Source organism: Flavobacterium sp. FlaQc-57 (assembly GCF_044007395.1).
In the GTDB taxonomy this organism is placed as follows: Bacteria; Bacteroidota; Bacteroidia; order Flavobacteriales; family Flavobacteriaceae; genus Flavobacterium.
The window spans coordinates 80,705-95,353 of sequence record NZ_JBIPDA010000004.1 but is presented as its reverse complement, the minus strand read 5'-3'; the positions used below and the strand labels follow the sequence as shown (position 1 = coordinate 95,353).

General features: G+C 34.8%; 25 protein-coding genes. 1 reads left to right on the top strand and 24 read right to left on the bottom strand.

Annotated elements, in window-relative coordinates:
- Positions 1–2 precede the first annotated feature (2 nt).
- The 24 genes from rplO to rpsL all read right to left on the bottom strand — a co-directional run bounded on the left by rplO (position 3) and on the right by rpsL (position 12,686).
- Positions 3–455, bottom strand: coding sequence for a 50S ribosomal protein L15 (rplO, locus tag ACHRVZ_RS13830; protein WP_017495009.1), 453 nt, complete (start codon positions 453–455; stop codon positions 3–5).
- A gap of 11 nt (positions 456–466) precedes the next feature.
- Entirely contained in the window at positions 467–649 is a 183-nt protein-coding gene (rpmD, locus tag ACHRVZ_RS13825; RefSeq protein ID WP_017495010.1) for a 50S ribosomal protein L30, read from the bottom strand.
- A gap of 12 nt (positions 650–661) precedes the next feature.
- The gene (gene rpsE, locus ACHRVZ_RS13820) at positions 662–1,186 is read right to left on the bottom strand and encodes a 30S ribosomal protein S5 (RefSeq protein ID WP_085950926.1); all 525 of its coding nucleotides are present in this window, start codon (positions 1,184–1,186) and stop codon (positions 662–664) included.
- Positions 1,187–1,189: 3 nt separating this feature from the next.
- Positions 1,190–1,540: a 50S ribosomal protein L18 gene (gene rplR, locus ACHRVZ_RS13815; protein ID WP_039111736.1), complete on the bottom strand. Its 351-nt coding sequence runs from the start codon at positions 1,538–1,540 to the stop codon at positions 1,190–1,192.
- 11 nt (positions 1,541–1,551) lie between these two features.
- Positions 1,552–2,094: a 50S ribosomal protein L6 gene (rplF, locus tag ACHRVZ_RS13810; protein WP_089478372.1), complete on the bottom strand. Its 543-nt coding sequence runs from the start codon at positions 2,092–2,094 to the stop codon at positions 1,552–1,554.
- An 18-nt stretch (positions 2,095–2,112) separates the two neighbouring features.
- Entirely contained in the window at positions 2,113–2,511 is a 399-nt protein-coding gene (gene rpsH, locus ACHRVZ_RS13805) for a 30S ribosomal protein S8 (protein ID WP_017495014.1), read from the bottom strand.
- A 105-nt stretch (positions 2,512–2,616) separates the two neighbouring features.
- The gene (gene rpsN, locus ACHRVZ_RS13800; protein ID WP_007803655.1) at positions 2,617–2,886 is read right to left on the bottom strand and encodes a 30S ribosomal protein S14; all 270 of its coding nucleotides are present in this window, start codon (positions 2,884–2,886) and stop codon (positions 2,617–2,619) included.
- 3 nt (positions 2,887–2,889) lie between these two features.
- Positions 2,890–3,441, bottom strand: coding sequence for a 50S ribosomal protein L5 (gene rplE, locus ACHRVZ_RS13795; RefSeq protein ID WP_007803652.1), 552 nt, complete (start codon positions 3,439–3,441; stop codon positions 2,890–2,892).
- 2 nt (positions 3,442–3,443) lie between these two features.
- Positions 3,444–3,758 carry a 50S ribosomal protein L24 gene (gene rplX / locus ACHRVZ_RS13790; protein ID WP_192187082.1) on the bottom strand — a complete coding sequence of 105 codons (315 nt, stop codon included), beginning with the start codon at positions 3,756–3,758 and terminating at the stop codon, positions 3,444–3,446.
- A gap of 11 nt (positions 3,759–3,769) precedes the next feature.
- Positions 3,770–4,138: a 50S ribosomal protein L14 gene (gene rplN, locus ACHRVZ_RS13785; RefSeq protein ID WP_007803649.1), complete on the bottom strand. Its 369-nt coding sequence runs from the start codon at positions 4,136–4,138 to the stop codon at positions 3,770–3,772.
- Between the two features lie 2 nt (positions 4,139–4,140).
- The gene (gene rpsQ / locus ACHRVZ_RS13780) at positions 4,141–4,401 is read right to left on the bottom strand and encodes a 30S ribosomal protein S17 (RefSeq protein WP_007803646.1); all 261 of its coding nucleotides are present in this window, start codon (positions 4,399–4,401) and stop codon (positions 4,141–4,143) included.
- A gap of 17 nt (positions 4,402–4,418) precedes the next feature.
- Positions 4,419–4,610, bottom strand: a complete 192-nt coding sequence (gene rpmC, locus ACHRVZ_RS13775; RefSeq protein WP_007803639.1) for a 50S ribosomal protein L29 — start codon at positions 4,608–4,610, stop codon at positions 4,419–4,421.
- Between the two features lie 13 nt (positions 4,611–4,623).
- Entirely contained in the window at positions 4,624–5,049 is a 426-nt protein-coding gene (gene rplP / locus ACHRVZ_RS13770) for a 50S ribosomal protein L16 (RefSeq protein ID WP_007803637.1), read from the bottom strand.
- Between the two features lie 19 nt (positions 5,050–5,068).
- Positions 5,069–5,827: a 30S ribosomal protein S3 gene (gene rpsC, locus ACHRVZ_RS13765; RefSeq protein WP_012022487.1), complete on the bottom strand. Its 759-nt coding sequence runs from the start codon at positions 5,825–5,827 to the stop codon at positions 5,069–5,071.
- A gap of 5 nt (positions 5,828–5,832) precedes the next feature.
- Positions 5,833–6,246 carry a 50S ribosomal protein L22 gene (gene rplV / locus ACHRVZ_RS13760; RefSeq protein ID WP_007803631.1) on the bottom strand — a complete coding sequence of 138 codons (414 nt, stop codon included), beginning with the start codon at positions 6,244–6,246 and terminating at the stop codon, positions 5,833–5,835.
- A 6-nt stretch (positions 6,247–6,252) separates the two neighbouring features.
- Positions 6,253–6,531, bottom strand: a complete 279-nt coding sequence (gene rpsS, locus ACHRVZ_RS13755; protein ID WP_012022488.1) for a 30S ribosomal protein S19 — start codon at positions 6,529–6,531, stop codon at positions 6,253–6,255.
- Between the two features lie 6 nt (positions 6,532–6,537).
- The gene (rplB, locus tag ACHRVZ_RS13750) at positions 6,538–7,362 is read right to left on the bottom strand and encodes a 50S ribosomal protein L2 (RefSeq protein WP_059114053.1); all 825 of its coding nucleotides are present in this window, start codon (positions 7,360–7,362) and stop codon (positions 6,538–6,540) included.
- Between the two features lie 9 nt (positions 7,363–7,371).
- The gene (rplW, locus tag ACHRVZ_RS13745; protein ID WP_395423156.1) at positions 7,372–7,662 is read right to left on the bottom strand and encodes a 50S ribosomal protein L23; all 291 of its coding nucleotides are present in this window, start codon (positions 7,660–7,662) and stop codon (positions 7,372–7,374) included.
- A 7-nt stretch (positions 7,663–7,669) separates the two neighbouring features.
- On the bottom strand, positions 7,670–8,299 hold the full coding sequence (gene rplD / locus ACHRVZ_RS13740; RefSeq protein ID WP_395423155.1) for a 50S ribosomal protein L4: 630 nt from the start codon (positions 8,297–8,299) through the stop codon (positions 7,670–7,672).
- A complete protein-coding gene (gene rplC, locus ACHRVZ_RS13735; RefSeq protein ID WP_007803612.1) occupies positions 8,299–8,916 on the bottom strand; it encodes a 50S ribosomal protein L3 in 618 nt (205 codons plus the stop codon). Before rplC ends, rplD begins: the two co-directional genes overlap by 1 nt.
- A gap of 403 nt (positions 8,917–9,319) precedes the next feature.
- Positions 9,320–9,625: a 30S ribosomal protein S10 gene (gene rpsJ, locus ACHRVZ_RS13730; RefSeq protein ID WP_007803605.1), complete on the bottom strand. Its 306-nt coding sequence runs from the start codon at positions 9,623–9,625 to the stop codon at positions 9,320–9,322.
- 11 nt (positions 9,626–9,636) lie between these two features.
- Positions 9,637–11,793: an elongation factor G gene (fusA, locus tag ACHRVZ_RS13725; protein WP_395423153.1), complete on the bottom strand. Its 2,157-nt coding sequence runs from the start codon at positions 11,791–11,793 to the stop codon at positions 9,637–9,639.
- A 10-nt stretch (positions 11,794–11,803) separates the two neighbouring features.
- On the bottom strand, positions 11,804–12,280 hold the full coding sequence (rpsG, locus tag ACHRVZ_RS13720; protein ID WP_007803600.1) for a 30S ribosomal protein S7: 477 nt from the start codon (positions 12,278–12,280) through the stop codon (positions 11,804–11,806).
- A 22-nt stretch (positions 12,281–12,302) separates the two neighbouring features.
- Complete coding sequence (rpsL, locus tag ACHRVZ_RS13715) at positions 12,303–12,686, bottom strand: 30S ribosomal protein S12 (protein ID WP_007136570.1); 384 nt, start codon at positions 12,684–12,686, stop codon at positions 12,303–12,305.
- Between the two features lie 554 nt (positions 12,687–13,240).
- Between rpsL and ACHRVZ_RS13710 the strand changes: the two genes are divergently transcribed.
- A complete protein-coding gene (locus ACHRVZ_RS13710; protein ID WP_395423152.1) occupies positions 13,241–14,572 on the top strand; it encodes a hypothetical protein in 1,332 nt (443 codons plus the stop codon).
- The last annotated feature ends 77 nt before the right edge of the window (positions 14,573–14,649 follow it).

The following is a 14,649-nucleotide window of genomic DNA, read 5'->3' as shown; positions in this document are numbered from 1 at the left end:
AGTTATATAGTTACAGCTTCTCCTCCAGCAGCTTCAATAGCAGCTTTTGCAGTAGCGGTAAATTTGTGGGCAGTTACTTTTAATTTTGCTTTCAATTCTCCTCTACCTAAAATCTTAACGATTTCATTTTTAGTAGCTAGACGATTTGCTACGAAATCTGTCATAGAAACAGAATCAGTAATCACACCATTGTCTACTAATAATTGAAGCGTATCTAAATTAACACCTTCGTATTCTTTACGATTGATGTTTGTGAAACCAAACTTAGGCACACGTCTTTGAAGTGGCATTTGCCCTCCCTCAAAACCAATCTTTTTAGAATAACCAGAACGAGATTTTGCTCCTTTGTGACCTCTTGCAGAAGTACCACCTTTTCCTGAACCTTCTCCTCTACCTAATCTTTTATTTTGATTGTGTGTTGACCCTTCAGCTGGTTGTAAGTTACTTAAATTCATAACAGTATTTGTTATTTAGCTTCTTCTACAGAAACTAAGTGTTTAACTTTGTTTATCATACCAAGGATAGCAGGGTTTGAATCATGCTCTACAACTTGTCCCATTTTACGTAGACCTAAAGCTTCCAAACCTCTCTTTTGAGAAAGAGGACAGTTGATTTTGCTTCTTACTTGTTTTACTAATAATTTAGCCATAATTTCCTTGAATTAACCTTTAAAAACTTTTTCTAAAGAAACACCTCTTTGTTTTGCAACAGTATGAGCGCTTCTCATTTGTAATAAAGCATCAAAAGTTGCTTTCACTACGTTATGAGGATTTGATGATCCTTGAGATTTAGATAATACATCGTGAATACCTACTGATTCAAGAACTGAACGAACAGCTCCACCAGCAATAACTCCTGTACCATGAGACGCAGGAATTAAGAATACACGTGCACCACCAAATTTACCTTTTTGTTCGTGAGGAACAGACTGTCCATTCAAAGGAATTTTTACTAAATTTTTCTTAGCATCTTCTACTGCTTTCGCAATTGCTTCAGAAACATCTTTAGATTTTCCTAATCCATGACCAACTACTCCATTTTCATCACCTACAACTACAATAGCAGAAAAACCGAAAGCTCTACCACCTTTTGTAACTTTAGTAACACGATTAACACTTACCAGACGATCTTTAAGTTCAAGACCACTTGGTTTTACCAATTCTACATTTTTGTATTTAGACATAATATATTAGAATTTAAGTCCAGCCGCTCTTGCGCCTTCTGCTAATGATTTAATACGACCGTGATATAAATAACCACCTCTATCAAAAGTGATTGTATCAATCCCAGCTTTTAACGCCTTCTCTGCAACTAATTTTCCAACAGCAGCAGCGATTTCAACGTTAGTACCTTTTCCTATTTCTTTTTCTCTTGAAGATGCAGCTAATAAAGTAACTCCATTTACGTCATCAATAATTTGAGCGTAAATTTCTTTATTACTTCTAAATACAGATAGTCTTGGGTTAGTAGCAGTACCACTAATCGATTTTCTAATTCTGAATCTAATTCTCTGTCTTCTATCAGATTTTGTTAATGACATAATCTTATTTTTTAAGCTGATTTACCTGCTTTTCTTCTTAATACTTCACCCACAAATTTAACACCTTTTCCTTTGTATGGCTCAGGCTTACGGAAACCTCTGATTTTCGCAGCAACCTGTCCTAAAAGTTGTTTGTCAAATGATGTTAATTTTACGATAGGGTTTTTACCTTTTTCAGATATTGTTTCTAAAGCTACTTCTGGAGCAATTTCTAAAACAATATTGTGAGAATATCCAAGAGCTAAATCTAATTTTTGACCTTGGTTTGAAGCTCTATAACCAACTCCAACTAATTCAAGTTCTTTTGTAAAACCTTCAGACACACCAATAATCATATTATTGATTAATGATCTGTATAATCCGTGTTTTGCTCTTTGGTCTTTATGATCAGACGATCTTTCTAATAAAATTTGATCGCCTTCAACTTTTACAGTAATGTCCGAAAACTCCTGAGTTAGTTGACCTTTTTTTCCTTTTACCGTAACGATACCGTCTTTAACTTCTACAGTTACTCCAGCAGCGATTACAATTGGGCTTTTACCTATTCTTGACATCTTATTTAGTCTTTAAAATTAGTATACGTAACAAATTACTTCACCACCTACATTTAATTGTTTAGCTTGTTTTCCAGTCATAAGACCTTTTGAAGTTGAAACAATTGCAATTCCTAATCCGTTAAGGATTCTTGGTAATTTGGCAGCACCTGCATATTTACGTAAACCAGGTTTACTAATTCTTTGGATATCTTTAATTACAGGCTCTTTAGTATCTTTATCGTACTTCAAAGCAATTTTGATTGAACCCTGAACAGAGTTGTCCTCAAATTTGTAACTCAAGATATAACCTTGATCAAATAAGATCTTAGTTATTTCTTTTTTAAGATTAGAAGCTGGAATTTCAACAACTTTGTGGTTTGCAGCCACAGCGTTACGAACTCTAGTCAAATAATCTGCAATAGGATCTGTATACATATGTATTTGATTGCGATTATGGTTTTCGGGAGACACTCTGTCTCCCGAACCTTTAATCAATTAAAATTATTTTTTGGTTTGCAAAAGTACTAACTTATTGCGAGATTACCAAGATGCTTTTTTAACTCCAGGAATTAATCCATTATTAGCCATTTCACGGAAAGTTACACGTGAAATACCGAATTGACGAATATAACCTCTTGGTCTACCTGTTAACTTACAACGATTGTGCAAACGAACTGGTGAAGCATTTTTAGGTAATTTTTGTAAACCTTCAAAATCTCCAGCTTCTTTCAAAGCTTTTCTTTTCTCAGCATACTTAGCTACCGTTTTCTCTCTTTTTACCTCACGGGCTTTCATTGATTCTTTAGCCATGTCTTAATTCTTTTTAAAAGGTAATCCTAATTCAGCCAATAATGACTTTGCTTCCTTGTCTGTTTTTGCAGTAGTAACAAATGTAATATCCATTCCTGAAATTTTATTTACTTTGTCAATATCAATTTCTGGGAAAATGATTTGCTCTAAAACTCCAAGATTGTAATTACCTCTTCCGTCGAAACCAGTAGCTTTGATACCACTAAAATCTCTAACGCGCGGCAAAGCAGAAGTAACAAGTCTATCTAAAAACTCATACATTCTTTCGCCACGTAAAGTAACTTTTGCTCCAATAGGCATCCCTTTTCTCAATTTAAAAGACGCAACGTCTTTCTTTGAAATTGTAGATACTGCTTTCTGTCCAGTGATCTTTGTTAACTCATCAACTGCATAGTCAATTAGTTTTTTATCAGATACAGCTGCACCAACTCCACGGCTCAAAACGATTTTTTCAAGTTTTGGAACTTGCATTACGTTTGTATATCCGAATTCTTCTTTAAGAGCAGAGATTACTCTACTCTTATATTCTTCTTTTAGTCTAGGTGTATATGCCATTACTATAGTACTTGATTAGATTTTTTTGAAAATCTTACTTTCTTATCTCCTTCTACTCTAATACCAACTCTAGTTGCTTCCTTAGTTTTAGGATCAATTAGTGAAATGTTAGATATTTGTATAGAAGCTTCTTTCTTAACGATACCACCTTGAGGGTTTTTAGCACTTGGTTTTGTATGTTTCGAAACCATGTTTACACCTTCAACTATCGCTTTATTTTTCTCACGGTAAACACGTAAAACTTTACCTTCAGCACCTTTATGGTCTCCAGCAATAACTCTTACGATATCTCCTGATTTTATTTTTAGCTTTATCATCTTAAAACGAATTAAAGCACTTCTGGTGCTAATGATACAATTTTCATGAATTGTTTTTCACGAAGTTCTCTTGCTACCGGACCAAAAACACGTGTCCCTCTCATTTCTCCTGCAGCGTTCAAAAGAACACATGCATTGTCATCGAAACGGATATAAGAACCATCAGCTCTTCTCACTTCTTTTTTGGTACGTACAACAACTGCAGTTGAAACAGCTCCTTTTTTAACGTTACCGTTAGGAGTTGCATCTTTAATAGATACTACAATCTTGTCACCAACAGAGGCATACCTTCTTTTGGTACCTCCTAAAACACGGATAGTTAAAACTTCTTTTGCTCCCGTGTTATCTGCTACTTTTAGTCTTGATTCCTGTTGTACCATAATTATTTAGCTCTTTCTAAGATTTCAACTAATCTCCAACATTTTGTTTTACTTAAAGGACGCGTTTCGCTAATTCTTACAGTATCTCCAATGTTACAGTCGTTTGTTTCGTCGTGTGCAACGTATTTCTTTGTTTTCAACACGAACTTACCGTATAATGGGTGTTTTACTTTTCTTACTTCAGCAATAACAATAGACTTATCCATTTTATTTGAAGTAACAACACCTATTCTTTCTTTTCTTAAATTTCTTTTTTCTTCCATCTTTCAGCAGAATACAATTATTGTAACTCTCTTTTAGTTAACTCTGTAGCCAATCTTGCAACTGTTCTTCTTACACTTCTAATTTGAAGTGGGTTCTCAATTGGAGAAATAGCGTGAGCCATTTTTAGGTCAGCATATATTTTCTTAGTTTGACTAAGTTTTTCTTGCAACTCCGCTGCAGAAAGATCTTTTATTTCTGATTGTTTCATAATATAAATTTAATTATGCTTCGAAATCTCTAGCAACGACGAATTTAGTTTTTACTGGAAGCTTTTGAGCTGCAAGACGTAACGCCTCTTTTGCAACTGATAAAGGAACCCCTCCAACTTCAAACATAATTCTTCCGGGTTTAACAACGGCAGCCCAATATTCAACGGCACCTTTACCTTTACCCATACGTACCTCAAGAGGCTTCTTAGTAATTGGTTTGTCTGGAAATATTTTGATCCATAATTGTCCTTCTCTCTTCATGAAACGAGTTGCAGCAATACGTGCAGCTTCGATTTGACGAGAAGTTAAGAACATTCCATCTTCATGTACAGATTTAATACCAAACATTCCATTAGAAAGTTCATGCCCTCTTTGAGAGTTACCTTTCATTTTACCCTTTTGTACCTTACGGTATTTTGTTCTTTTAGGCTGTAACATTTTTCTTTAGTTTAAAAATTTACTTTCTTTTACGAGCGTCTGGTTTTCCACCTTTATTAAAGTTAGATTTACCTCTAGGGGCATCTCCACCTTTACCACCACCAGTTCCAGATTGTTTTTTATCCATTCCTGCAAGCGGAGAAAGATCTCTCTTTCCATAAACTTCACCTTTCATGATCCATACTTTGATACCCATTCTACCGTAAGTAGTGTGAGCTTCAGCCAAAGCATAATCAATATCAGCTCTGAAAGTTGATAGAGGAATTCTACCTTCTTTGAAACCTTCTGAACGCGCCATCTCTGCACCATTCAAACGACCAGAAATCAAAACTTTGATACCTTCAGCGTTCATACGCATAGAAGCAGCAATAGCCATTTTGATTGCACGTCTGTAAGAAATACGGCTTTCGATTTGACGAGCGATGCTTGTCGCCACAAGATAAGCATCTAATTCAGGTCTTTTAATTTCAAAGATGTTGATTTGAACCTCTTTGTCAGTAACTTTCTTAAGTTCCTCTTTCAACTTGTCTACCTCTTGTCCACCTTTTCCGATAATGATACCAGGTCTAGCAGTAGTGATAGTAACGGTTACAAGTTTCAAAGTTCTCTCGATGATTACTTTAGATACACTAGCTTTTGATAAACGAGCGTGGATGTACTTTCTGATTTTGTGATCTTCGGCAAGTTTATCACCGTAATCATTTCCACCATACCAGTTCGAGTCCCACCCTCTGATGATACCAAGTCTATTTCCAATTGGATTTGTCTTTTGTCCCATGCTGCTTAAGAATTGCTTTGTGTGTTATTGATAGCTCCAAGCACGATTGTTACGTGATTAGAACGTTTTCTTATTCTGTGTGCACGACCTTGTGGAGCTGGACGAAGTCTTTTCAACATCATTCCACCATCTACTCTGATCTCCTTAACAAATAATCCAGCCTCTTCTAAATTACCTTCACTATTTTTTTGCTCCCAGTTATTGATTGCAGATAATAATAGTTTCTCTAATTTTCTTGAAGCTTCTTTAGAACTAAATCTTAAGATGTTAAGTGCTCTCTCTACCTTCTGACCTCTTACCAAGTCCGCTACTAAGCGCATTTTTCTAGGTGAAGTAGGGCAGTTATTCAATTTTGCGAAAGCAATAGACTTATTAGCCTCTTTTCTCGCATCTGCTGTTTCTCTTTTACGAACTCCCATTGCTTCTTATTTTTTACCTTTATTTTTTGCTCCAGCATGACCTCTAAAAGATCTAGTTGGTGAAAATTCTCCTAATTTGTGACCTACCATGTTTTCTGTTACGTAAACTGGTACAAATTGACGACCGTTATGAACTGCGATAGTTTGTCCAACGAAATCTGGAGTAATCATAGAAGCTCTAGACCAAGTCTTAACTACACTATTTTTACCACTTTCTACGTTTTCCTGAACTTTCTTGTCTAACTTATAATGAACGAAAGGTCCTTTTTTTAATGAACGTGCCATATCTTATTATTTCTTTCTACGTTCTACGATATACTTGTTACTCGGGTTTTTCTTAGAACGAGTTCTATAACCTTTTGCTGGTATTCCATTTCTTGAACGTGGATGTCCACCAGAAGAACGTCCTTCTCCACCACCCATTGGGTGATCAACAGGGTTCATTGCAACAGGTCTTGTTCTAGGTCTTCTTCCTAACCATCTTGTTCTACCAGCTTTTCCTGATACAACTAATTGGTGGTCTGAATTAGAAACAGCTCCAATAGTAGCCGAACAAGTTAACAAGATTAATCTTGTTTCACCAGATGGCATTTTAATTGTAGCATATTTTCCATCTCTTGCCATTAATTGAGCAAATGTTCCAGCTGAACGAGCGATTACCGCACCTTGACCTGGACGTAACTCAATACAAGAGATAACAGTTCCTAAAGGAATTCTGCTCAAAGGCAATGTATTACCAATTTCAGGTTGAGATTCTGGACCAGAAACTAATTTCTGACCAACTTTCAATCCGTTTTGAGCAATAACATAAGTTTTCTCTCCATCAGCATAAGCTAATAAAGCGATAAATGCAGTACGATTTGGATCATATTCGATTGATTTCACTGTAGCCGGAATTCCTTCTTTTGTACGTTTGAAATCAATAATACGATATCTCTGCTTGTGACCACCACCCGTATAACGCATGGTCATCTTTCCTTGACTATTTCTACCTCCAGAGTTTTTTATCGGCGCTATCAAAGAGCGTTCCGGCTTATCAGTTGTAATGGCGTCATAACCATTCACAACTCTAAATCGCTGACCTGGGGTAATAGGTTTTAATTTTCTTACTGACATTTTTCTATCTTAGATATTGTTGTAAAAATCAATTGTTTCTCCTTCTTGTACTTGAACAATCGCTTTCTTAATTGCATTTGTCTTTCCACTGATCAAACCACTTTTAGTGTATTTTGTAGTTCTATCCGGTCTTACATTCATCGTGTTAACTGAAACGATAGTTACTCCATAAGCAGCTTCAACAGCTTTCTTAATCTGAACTTTGTTTGCTTTTCTGTCAACAACGAATCCGAAGCGGTTTAAAACTTCACTTTCTTTGGTTACTTTTTCCGTTACTATAGGTCTAATTATGATGCTCATATTCCTATTATTTACTTAAATTTTCTTCAATTAACTCCAAAGAACCTTCTAAAAGCACTAAATTATTAGTGTTTAAAATAGCGTAAGTGCTTAATTCTGAGCTAGTTACGACATTTGAAGCCTTTAAATTGCGTGACGACAAATATACATTTTTATTTGACTCTCCCAACACAAATAGAGATTTTTTATTATCTAACCCTAAAGCTTTCAAAACGTTAATGAAATTTTTAGTGTTTGGAGTTTCAAAATTAAAGTCCTCTAGAACGATAATATTTGACTCTTTTGCTTTGATTGAGAAAGCTGATTTTCTTGCCAATCTTTTCAAGCCTTTATTCAATTTGAATGAATAACTTCTTGGTCTTGGTCCAAAAATTGTTCCACCACCTTTAAACAATGGATTCTTAATACTTCCCGCACGAGCAGTACCTGTTCCTTTTTGTTTTTTAATCTTACGTGTACTTCCTGTCACTTCAGCTCTTTCTTTAGCTTTGTGAGTCCCTTGTCTTTGATTAGCAAGATATTGCTTAACATCAAGGTATACAGCGTGATTGTTTGGTTCAATTGCGAATACTGAATCAGAAAGTTGAACTTTTCTTCCAGTATCTTTTCCGTTGAAATCTAATACTTTTACTTCCATTACTTCTGAATGATTACATAAGAGTTTTTATGTCCAGGAACACATCCTTTAATAACAAGTAGGTTCTTTTCAGCAACTACTTTTAAAACTCTAAGGTTTTGAACTTTTACATTGTCTCCTCCCATTCTTCCAGCCATACGCATTCCTTTGAATACTCTAGATGGATAAGAAGAAGCTCCTACAGAACCTGGCGCTCTTAAACGGTTGTGTTGACCGTGAGTCGCTTGTCCAACACCACCAAATCCGTGACGTTTAACAACCCCTTGAAAACCTTTACCTTTAGATACACCTTGTACATCTACAAATTCTCCTTCAGCAAAAATAGAAACATCAATAAGATCTCCTAATTTTTGTTCAGTTGCAAAATCTTGAAATTCAACGACTTTTTTCTTAGCAACAGTTCCAGCTTTTTTAAAGTGACCTAAAGCCGCTTTAGTGGAATGTTTCTCGTTTTTGTCATCGAAACCAAGTTGCAACGCTTCGTACCCGTCAACACCTTTGGTTCTGACTTGGGTAACAACACAAGGACCAGCTTCGATTACTGTACAAGGAATGTTTTTCCCGTTTTCGTCGAAAATACTAGTCATGCCGATTTTTTTACCAATTAACCCAGACATAAATATTAATTATTAATTACTAAAATTCCCTTCAATTTGAAAATAACAGAAATTTCCAAACAGGGAGTGCAAAAGTAGACATTAAAATTGAATATACCAAACGGTTATAAAAATTAAATCGCTCATTATCAAAATCCAAGCACCAAACCATCAATCAACATCATTTTATTTCCAAAAGAATTTCATCAAAAACTTTTCAACACACGAAAGCACTTTTACTCATAAACACCAAAACCCAACCAACAAAAAACACTCGCAACAGCCTAAATAAAAGAGCTTATGATAAAAAAATAAAAATTAACAATAAAAACAAATTTCCAAAATCACCATTCAAAAGCACCTATATAACAAAAAAAAGCGAGACATTAACGTCTCGCTTTTATGTATAAAATATAATAAAAAATTATACTTTTATTTCTACTTCTACTCCACTTGGCAATTCAAGTTTCATTAAAGCATCAATAGTTTTAGATGAAGAAGAATAAATATCGATCAATCTCTTGTACGACATTACTTCAAATTGCTCTCTCGCTTTTTTGTTAACGTGCGGAGAACGTAACACAGTGAAAAGTTTTTTGTGAGTTGGTAACGGAATTGGACCTGTTACAACTGCTCCAGTAGTTTTTACTGTTTTTACGATCTTTTCAGCAGACTTATCTACCAACATGTGATCGTAAGATTTTAGTTTTATTCTGATTTTTTGACTCATTTTCTTAAGAATTAAGCGTTACCTTTTGCTTTTTTAATTACAGCTTCTGAAATATTAGAAGGTGTTTCTGCATAGTGAGAAAACTCCATTGTTGAAGTAGCTCTACCAGAAGATAATGTTCTTAATGTTGTTACATATCCAAACATTTCTGACAAAGGCACATCAGCCTTAATAGTTTTAGCTCCATTTCTATCACCCATATCATTCACCTGACCTCTACGACGGTTAATATCACCTACGATATCTCCCATGTTTTCTTCAGGAGTAATAACCTCCATTTTCATGATTGGCTCAAGAATTACTGCTCCAGCAGCTTTAGCCACTTCTCTATAACCCATTCTAGCAGCTAACTCAAAAGAAAGCGCATCAGAATCGACAGGGTGGAAAGATCCGTCAGTTAAAGTTACTTTCAAACTATCAACTTGATATCCTGCTAAAGGACCAGTTTTCATAGCTTCACGGAAACCTTTCTCTACAGATGGAATATATTCCTTAGGAACGTTACCACCTTTAACAGCATTAATAAATTGCAATCCTACAGGAACTTTACCATCAACTTCGTCAGCTGGCTCAAGTGTAAATACGATATCACCGAATTTACCACGACCTCCTGATTGTTTCTTGTAAGTTTCTCTGTGCGTAGCACTTCTTGTAAACGCTTCTTTATATTCAACTTGAGGCTCACCTTGGTTTACTTCAACTTTAAATTCACGTTTCATACGATCGATCAAGATATCTAAGTGAAGCTCACCCATACCTGAAATAATAGTTTGCCCTGAAGCCTCATCTGTTCTAACAGTAAACGTTGGATCCTCTTCTGCTAATTTAGCAAGAGCCATACCCATTTTATCTACGTCAGCTTTAGTCTTAGGCTCAATAGCAATACCAATTACCGGTGCAGGGAATTTCATTGACTCAAGAATAATTGGGTGTTTTTCATCACACATTGTATCCCCGGTCTTGATATCTTTAAACCCAACTGCCGCTCCAATATCCCCAGCCTCGATATAATCGATAGGATTTTGCTTATTAGCATGCATTTGGTAGATACGAGAAATTCTTTCTTTGTTTCCAGAACGAGTATTCAAAATATATGAACCCGCATCCAAACGACCTGAATAAGCACGGAAGAAAGCCAAACGACCAACATAAGGATCAGTAGCAATCTTAAATGCCAAAGCAGCGAATGGCTCTTTTACATCTGGACGACGAAGAATTTTCGTTTGATCTTCTTCTAATAATTCAGCATCATCAGGATGAATTCCTTCGATACCTTCTTTATCCATTGGAGATGGCAAATACTTACAAACAGCATCTAACATAAATTGAACTCCTTTGTTTTTGAAAGAAGAACCAGCAAGCATTGGAATGATTGCCATATCTATAGTCGCAGCTCTTAAAGCATTATTAATTTCCTCCTCAGTAATAGAAGTTTCATCTTCCATATATTTATCAAGAAGATTCTCATCATAGTCAGCAACTGCCTCGATAAGTATAGATCTATATTCTTTTACATCTGCAAGCATATCCTCAGGAATAGGCACGATATCAAAAGTAGCTCCTTGAGTTTCATCATGCCAAATAATAGCTTGATTCTTAACCAAATCAACCACACCTTTGAAATCATTCTCTTCACCAATTGGCAAAGTGATCGCAACTGCATTAGATTTTAACATATCTCTAACTTGTTGACATACATTCAAAAAGTTAGAACCTTGTCTATCCATTTTATTAACGAATCCCATACGAGGAACTCTATATTGATCAGCAAGTCTCCAGTTAGTTTCTGATTGAGGCTCAACACCATCAACAGCACTAAACAAGAAAACCAATCCATCAAGTACACGCAAAGAACGATTTACCTCTACAGTAAAATCAACGTGTCCAGGAGTATCAATAATATTAAAGTGGTAAGGCAATGTTTCTGGCAAAACTTTTCCTTGCTCAGTTGGAAAATTCCACTCACAAGTAGTCGCTGCTGAAGTAATTGTAATACCTCTTTCTGCTTCCTGCTCCATCCAGTCCATTGTAGAAGCACCATTGTGCACCTCTCCAATTTTATGTGTTTTACCAGTATAAAAAAGGATACGCTCTGTTGTTGTTGTTTTACCAGCATCAATATGAGCAGCAATCCCAATATTTCTTGTATATTTTAAATCTCTAGCCATTTCTTATGAATTAAAATCTAAAGTGAGAGAATGCTTTATTTGCTTCAGCCATTTTATGAGTATCCATTCTCTTTTTAACAGCAGCACCTTCTTCTTTAGCCGCAGCTAAACATTCTGACGCTAACCTTTGAGCCATAGACTTTTCATTTCTTCTTCTAGAATAAAGTATCAACCACTTCATTGCCATAGAAATTTTACGGTCTGGTCTAATTTGCATTGGAATTTGGAATGTAGCTCCACCAACTCTACGACTACGCACTTCTACGTGAGGCATAACATTAGTTAAAGCATCTTTCCAGATCTCTAATGATGATTTTTCTGAATCTTGTTTTTTAGACTCAATGATGTCAATTGCATCATAAAATACTTTGAAAGCTGTAGATTTCTTACCGTCCCACATTAAGTTGTTCACAAAACGCGTTACCAATTGGTCGTTAAACCTCGGATCTGGTAAAAGTGGTCTTTTCTTTGCCGCTCTTTTTCTCATGTCTTTTTCTTAAAAGTTTAAATTACTTTTTTGCTTCTTTTGGGCGTTTAGCACCGTACTTAGATCTTCTTTGCGTTCTTCCTGCAACTCCTGACGTGTCAAGCGCTCCACGAACGATATGATATCTAACACCTGGTAAATCTTTTACCCTTCCGCCTCTAACTAATACTATCGAGTGCTCTTGTAAATTGTGTCCTTCTCCAGGGATGTAAGCATTTACTTCATTACCATTTGTCAAACGTACACGCGCAACTTTACGCATTGCAGAGTTTGGTTTTTTTGGTGTAGTAGTGTAAACACGCGTACAAACCCCTCTTCTTTGAGGACAAGAATCTAAAGCAACCGATTTACTCTTCTTAGTTATCTGAGTTCTTCCTGTTCTTACTAATTGTTGAATTGTTGGCATAATTAATACTAAAAATTTATTATGTATATTTAATTCCCGCTTTTTACGGGGTTGCAAATGTATAAAATATTTTTCACTATACAAACGTTAATTCATTAATTTTCAACAACATTATTTATACTTATGATTTTACAAACAAACAATAGATATTTGCAATACTTTTAATAAACAAAAAACACTTACTCTTGAAACGGTATTTACATTTATTTTTTTTCCTTCTTAGCATTTCTAGTTATGCCCAAAATTTTTATTTAAAAATAAACGGCTCGACCGAGCGCGAAAATTCAATATTAGACTCATTGAACTACATCACAAAACACCAAAATATCAAATCACTGTATAACGAAATAAACAACACCTCCAACAGACTCAACAAAATTGGATTCTTAAACAACAAAACACTAGAAACAAATCAAATAAACGACAGCACCTACATATCAACAATCATCCTAAAAGACCCCATCAAAGAAGTACATATATATATAGGTAGAAACAATTATTTTTTTGACCTAGAAAACACAAAAAAAGACACAGTAATAATACCTTATAATGAAGTGGAAAATTTTCTAAACCAAAAAATAATTGACGCAGAAAAAAAAGGCTATGCTCTTAGCAAAATAAAACTTGACAACATCAAAAGAAGCAATTCAATAATTATAGCAGATTTAAATTTTAAATCCGAAAAAAAAAGAACCGTAAATTCAATTATTCTAAGCCAGGCAAATCCAAAAGAAAAAGACTACTTCCCAAAAGGACACTTAAAACAATTAAACAAAAAATACCTTCACCAAACATTTAATCAAGAAATCGTAAAAGAACTATACGATGATATAAATACTTTTGAATTCACATCTCAAACAAAATACCCACAAATACTTTTCACAAACGACTCAACAAAAATTTACGTTTACATAGAAAAAAGAAAAGCCAACACTTTTGATGGATATATTGGCTTTTCAAATGATGAAAACAAAAAAACCACACTTAACGGATACCTCGATATCTCCTTAGTAAACACACTTCACGCCGGTGAGCAATTTTCACTTTACTGGAAAAGCGACGGAAACCAACAAAAAACCTTTAATACCAAAATAGAAATACCTTATATTTTTAAATCACCACTTGGATTAAAAGCACAGTTAAACATATTTAAACAAGACAGTACTTTTCAAAACACAAAAACCTCCCTTGACTTAGGATACTACCTAAACTACAACTCAAAAATATATCTGGGATACCAATCGACCGAATCAAGCGATATTCAAAACACAAACAACTCATCAATTAGCGATTATAAAAACTCATACATCACTTCAACTATTGAATACAAAAAAATTGATCATTTAAACAATCTTTCCCCTAAAAAAGCCTACCTAAACTTCATACTTGGATACGGAAAAAGAAACACCGGCAACGAACCCGAGACAGCCGACCCAAGCAAACAATTTTACCTAAACGCAAACATTTCCTATGATTTTGAATTAAATAAAAAGAATTTCATTTATATAACTTCTCAAAATTTCTATTTACAAAGTAAAAAATACATAACAAACGAACTATTTCGATTTGGCGGAATAAACTCCATAAGAGGTTTCGCCGAAAACAGTCTGCAAGCCAACTTCACATCTATGATTCTTACAGAATACAGATATGTTCTCTCAAGCAACTTATACATTAATTCAATCATAGATTACGCAATTTACCAAGATCAGACAAGCCTATCAAATCCTAATAAAATTAACAATTTAACAGGAATCGGAATTGGCACAACAATCCAAACACCAAACGGATTACTAAGAATTAATCTCAGCAATGGCGGCTCAAACATTCAAGAATTGCAATTATTTAACACTATCATTAATATATGTTATAATGTTAAATTTTAACTCATGACGGAAAAACTTTAAATTATCATTAGGAAAGTTAACAAATTATTAAGAGTTTTGTTGAACTAATTCAAAAT

What these genes read in the sequence shown, in the direction of transcription:
- rplO (WP_017495009.1), bottom strand. Translation starts at nt 455, where the DNA reads ATGAATTTAAGTAACTTACAACCAGCTGAAGGGTCAACACACAATCAA.
- rpmD (WP_017495010.1), bottom strand. Translation starts at nt 649, where the DNA reads ATGGCTAAATTATTAGTAAAACAAGTAAGAAGCAAAATCAACTGTCCT.
- rplR (WP_039111736.1), bottom strand. Translation starts at nt 1,540, where the DNA reads ATGTCATTAACAAAATCTGATAGAAGACAGAGAATTAGATTCAGAATT.
- rplF (WP_089478372.1), bottom strand. Translation starts at nt 2,094, where the DNA reads ATGTCAAGAATAGGTAAAAGCCCAATTGTAATCGCTGCTGGAGTAACT.
- rpsH (WP_017495014.1), bottom strand. Translation starts at nt 2,511, where the DNA reads ATGTATACAGATCCTATTGCAGATTATTTGACTAGAGTTCGTAACGCT.
- rpsN (WP_007803655.1), bottom strand. Translation starts at nt 2,886, where the DNA reads ATGGCTAAAGAATCAATGAAAGCCCGTGAGGTAAAAAGAGAGAAAACG.
- rplE (WP_007803652.1), bottom strand. Translation starts at nt 3,441, where the DNA reads ATGGCATATACACCTAGACTAAAAGAAGAATATAAGAGTAGAGTAATC.
- rplX (WP_192187082.1), bottom strand. Translation starts at nt 3,758, where the DNA reads ATGATAAAGCTAAAAATAAAATCAGGAGATATCGTAAGAGTTATTGCT.
- rplN (WP_007803649.1), bottom strand. Translation starts at nt 4,138, where the DNA reads ATGGTACAACAGGAATCAAGACTAAAAGTAGCAGATAACACGGGAGCA.
- rpsQ (WP_007803646.1), bottom strand. Translation starts at nt 4,401, where the DNA reads ATGGAAGAAAAAAGAAATTTAAGAAAAGAAAGAATAGGTGTTGTTACT.
- rpmC (WP_007803639.1), bottom strand. Translation starts at nt 4,610, where the DNA reads ATGAAACAATCAGAAATAAAAGATCTTTCTGCAGCGGAGTTGCAAGAA.
- rplP (WP_007803637.1), bottom strand. Translation starts at nt 5,049, where the DNA reads ATGTTACAGCCTAAAAGAACAAAATACCGTAAGGTACAAAAGGGTAAA.
- rpsC (WP_012022487.1), bottom strand. Translation starts at nt 5,827, where the DNA reads ATGGGACAAAAGACAAATCCAATTGGAAATAGACTTGGTATCATCAGA.
- rplV (WP_007803631.1), bottom strand. Translation starts at nt 6,246, where the DNA reads ATGGGAGTTCGTAAAAGAGAAACAGCAGATGCGAGAAAAGAGGCTAAT.
- rpsS (WP_012022488.1), bottom strand. Translation starts at nt 6,531, where the DNA reads ATGGCACGTTCATTAAAAAAAGGACCTTTCGTTCATTATAAGTTAGAC.
- rplB (WP_059114053.1), bottom strand. Translation starts at nt 7,362, where the DNA reads ATGTCAGTAAGAAAATTAAAACCTATTACCCCAGGTCAGCGATTTAGA.
- rplW (WP_395423156.1), bottom strand. Translation starts at nt 7,662, where the DNA reads ATGAGCATCATAATTAGACCTATAGTAACGGAAAAAGTAACCAAAGAA.
- rplD (WP_395423155.1), bottom strand. Translation starts at nt 8,299, where the DNA reads ATGGAAGTAAAAGTATTAGATTTCAACGGAAAAGATACTGGAAGAAAA.
- rplC (WP_007803612.1), bottom strand. Translation starts at nt 8,916, where the DNA reads ATGTCTGGGTTAATTGGTAAAAAAATCGGCATGACTAGTATTTTCGAC.
- rpsJ (WP_007803605.1), bottom strand. Translation starts at nt 9,625, where the DNA reads ATGAGTCAAAAAATCAGAATAAAACTAAAATCTTACGATCACATGTTG.
- fusA (WP_395423153.1), bottom strand. Translation starts at nt 11,793, where the DNA reads ATGGCTAGAGATTTAAAATATACAAGAAATATTGGGATTGCTGCTCAT.
- rpsG (WP_007803600.1), bottom strand. Translation starts at nt 12,280, where the DNA reads ATGAGAAAAAGAGCGGCAAAGAAAAGACCACTTTTACCAGATCCGAGG.
- rpsL (WP_007136570.1), bottom strand. Translation starts at nt 12,686, where the DNA reads ATGCCAACAATTCAACAATTAGTAAGAACAGGAAGAACTCAGATAACT.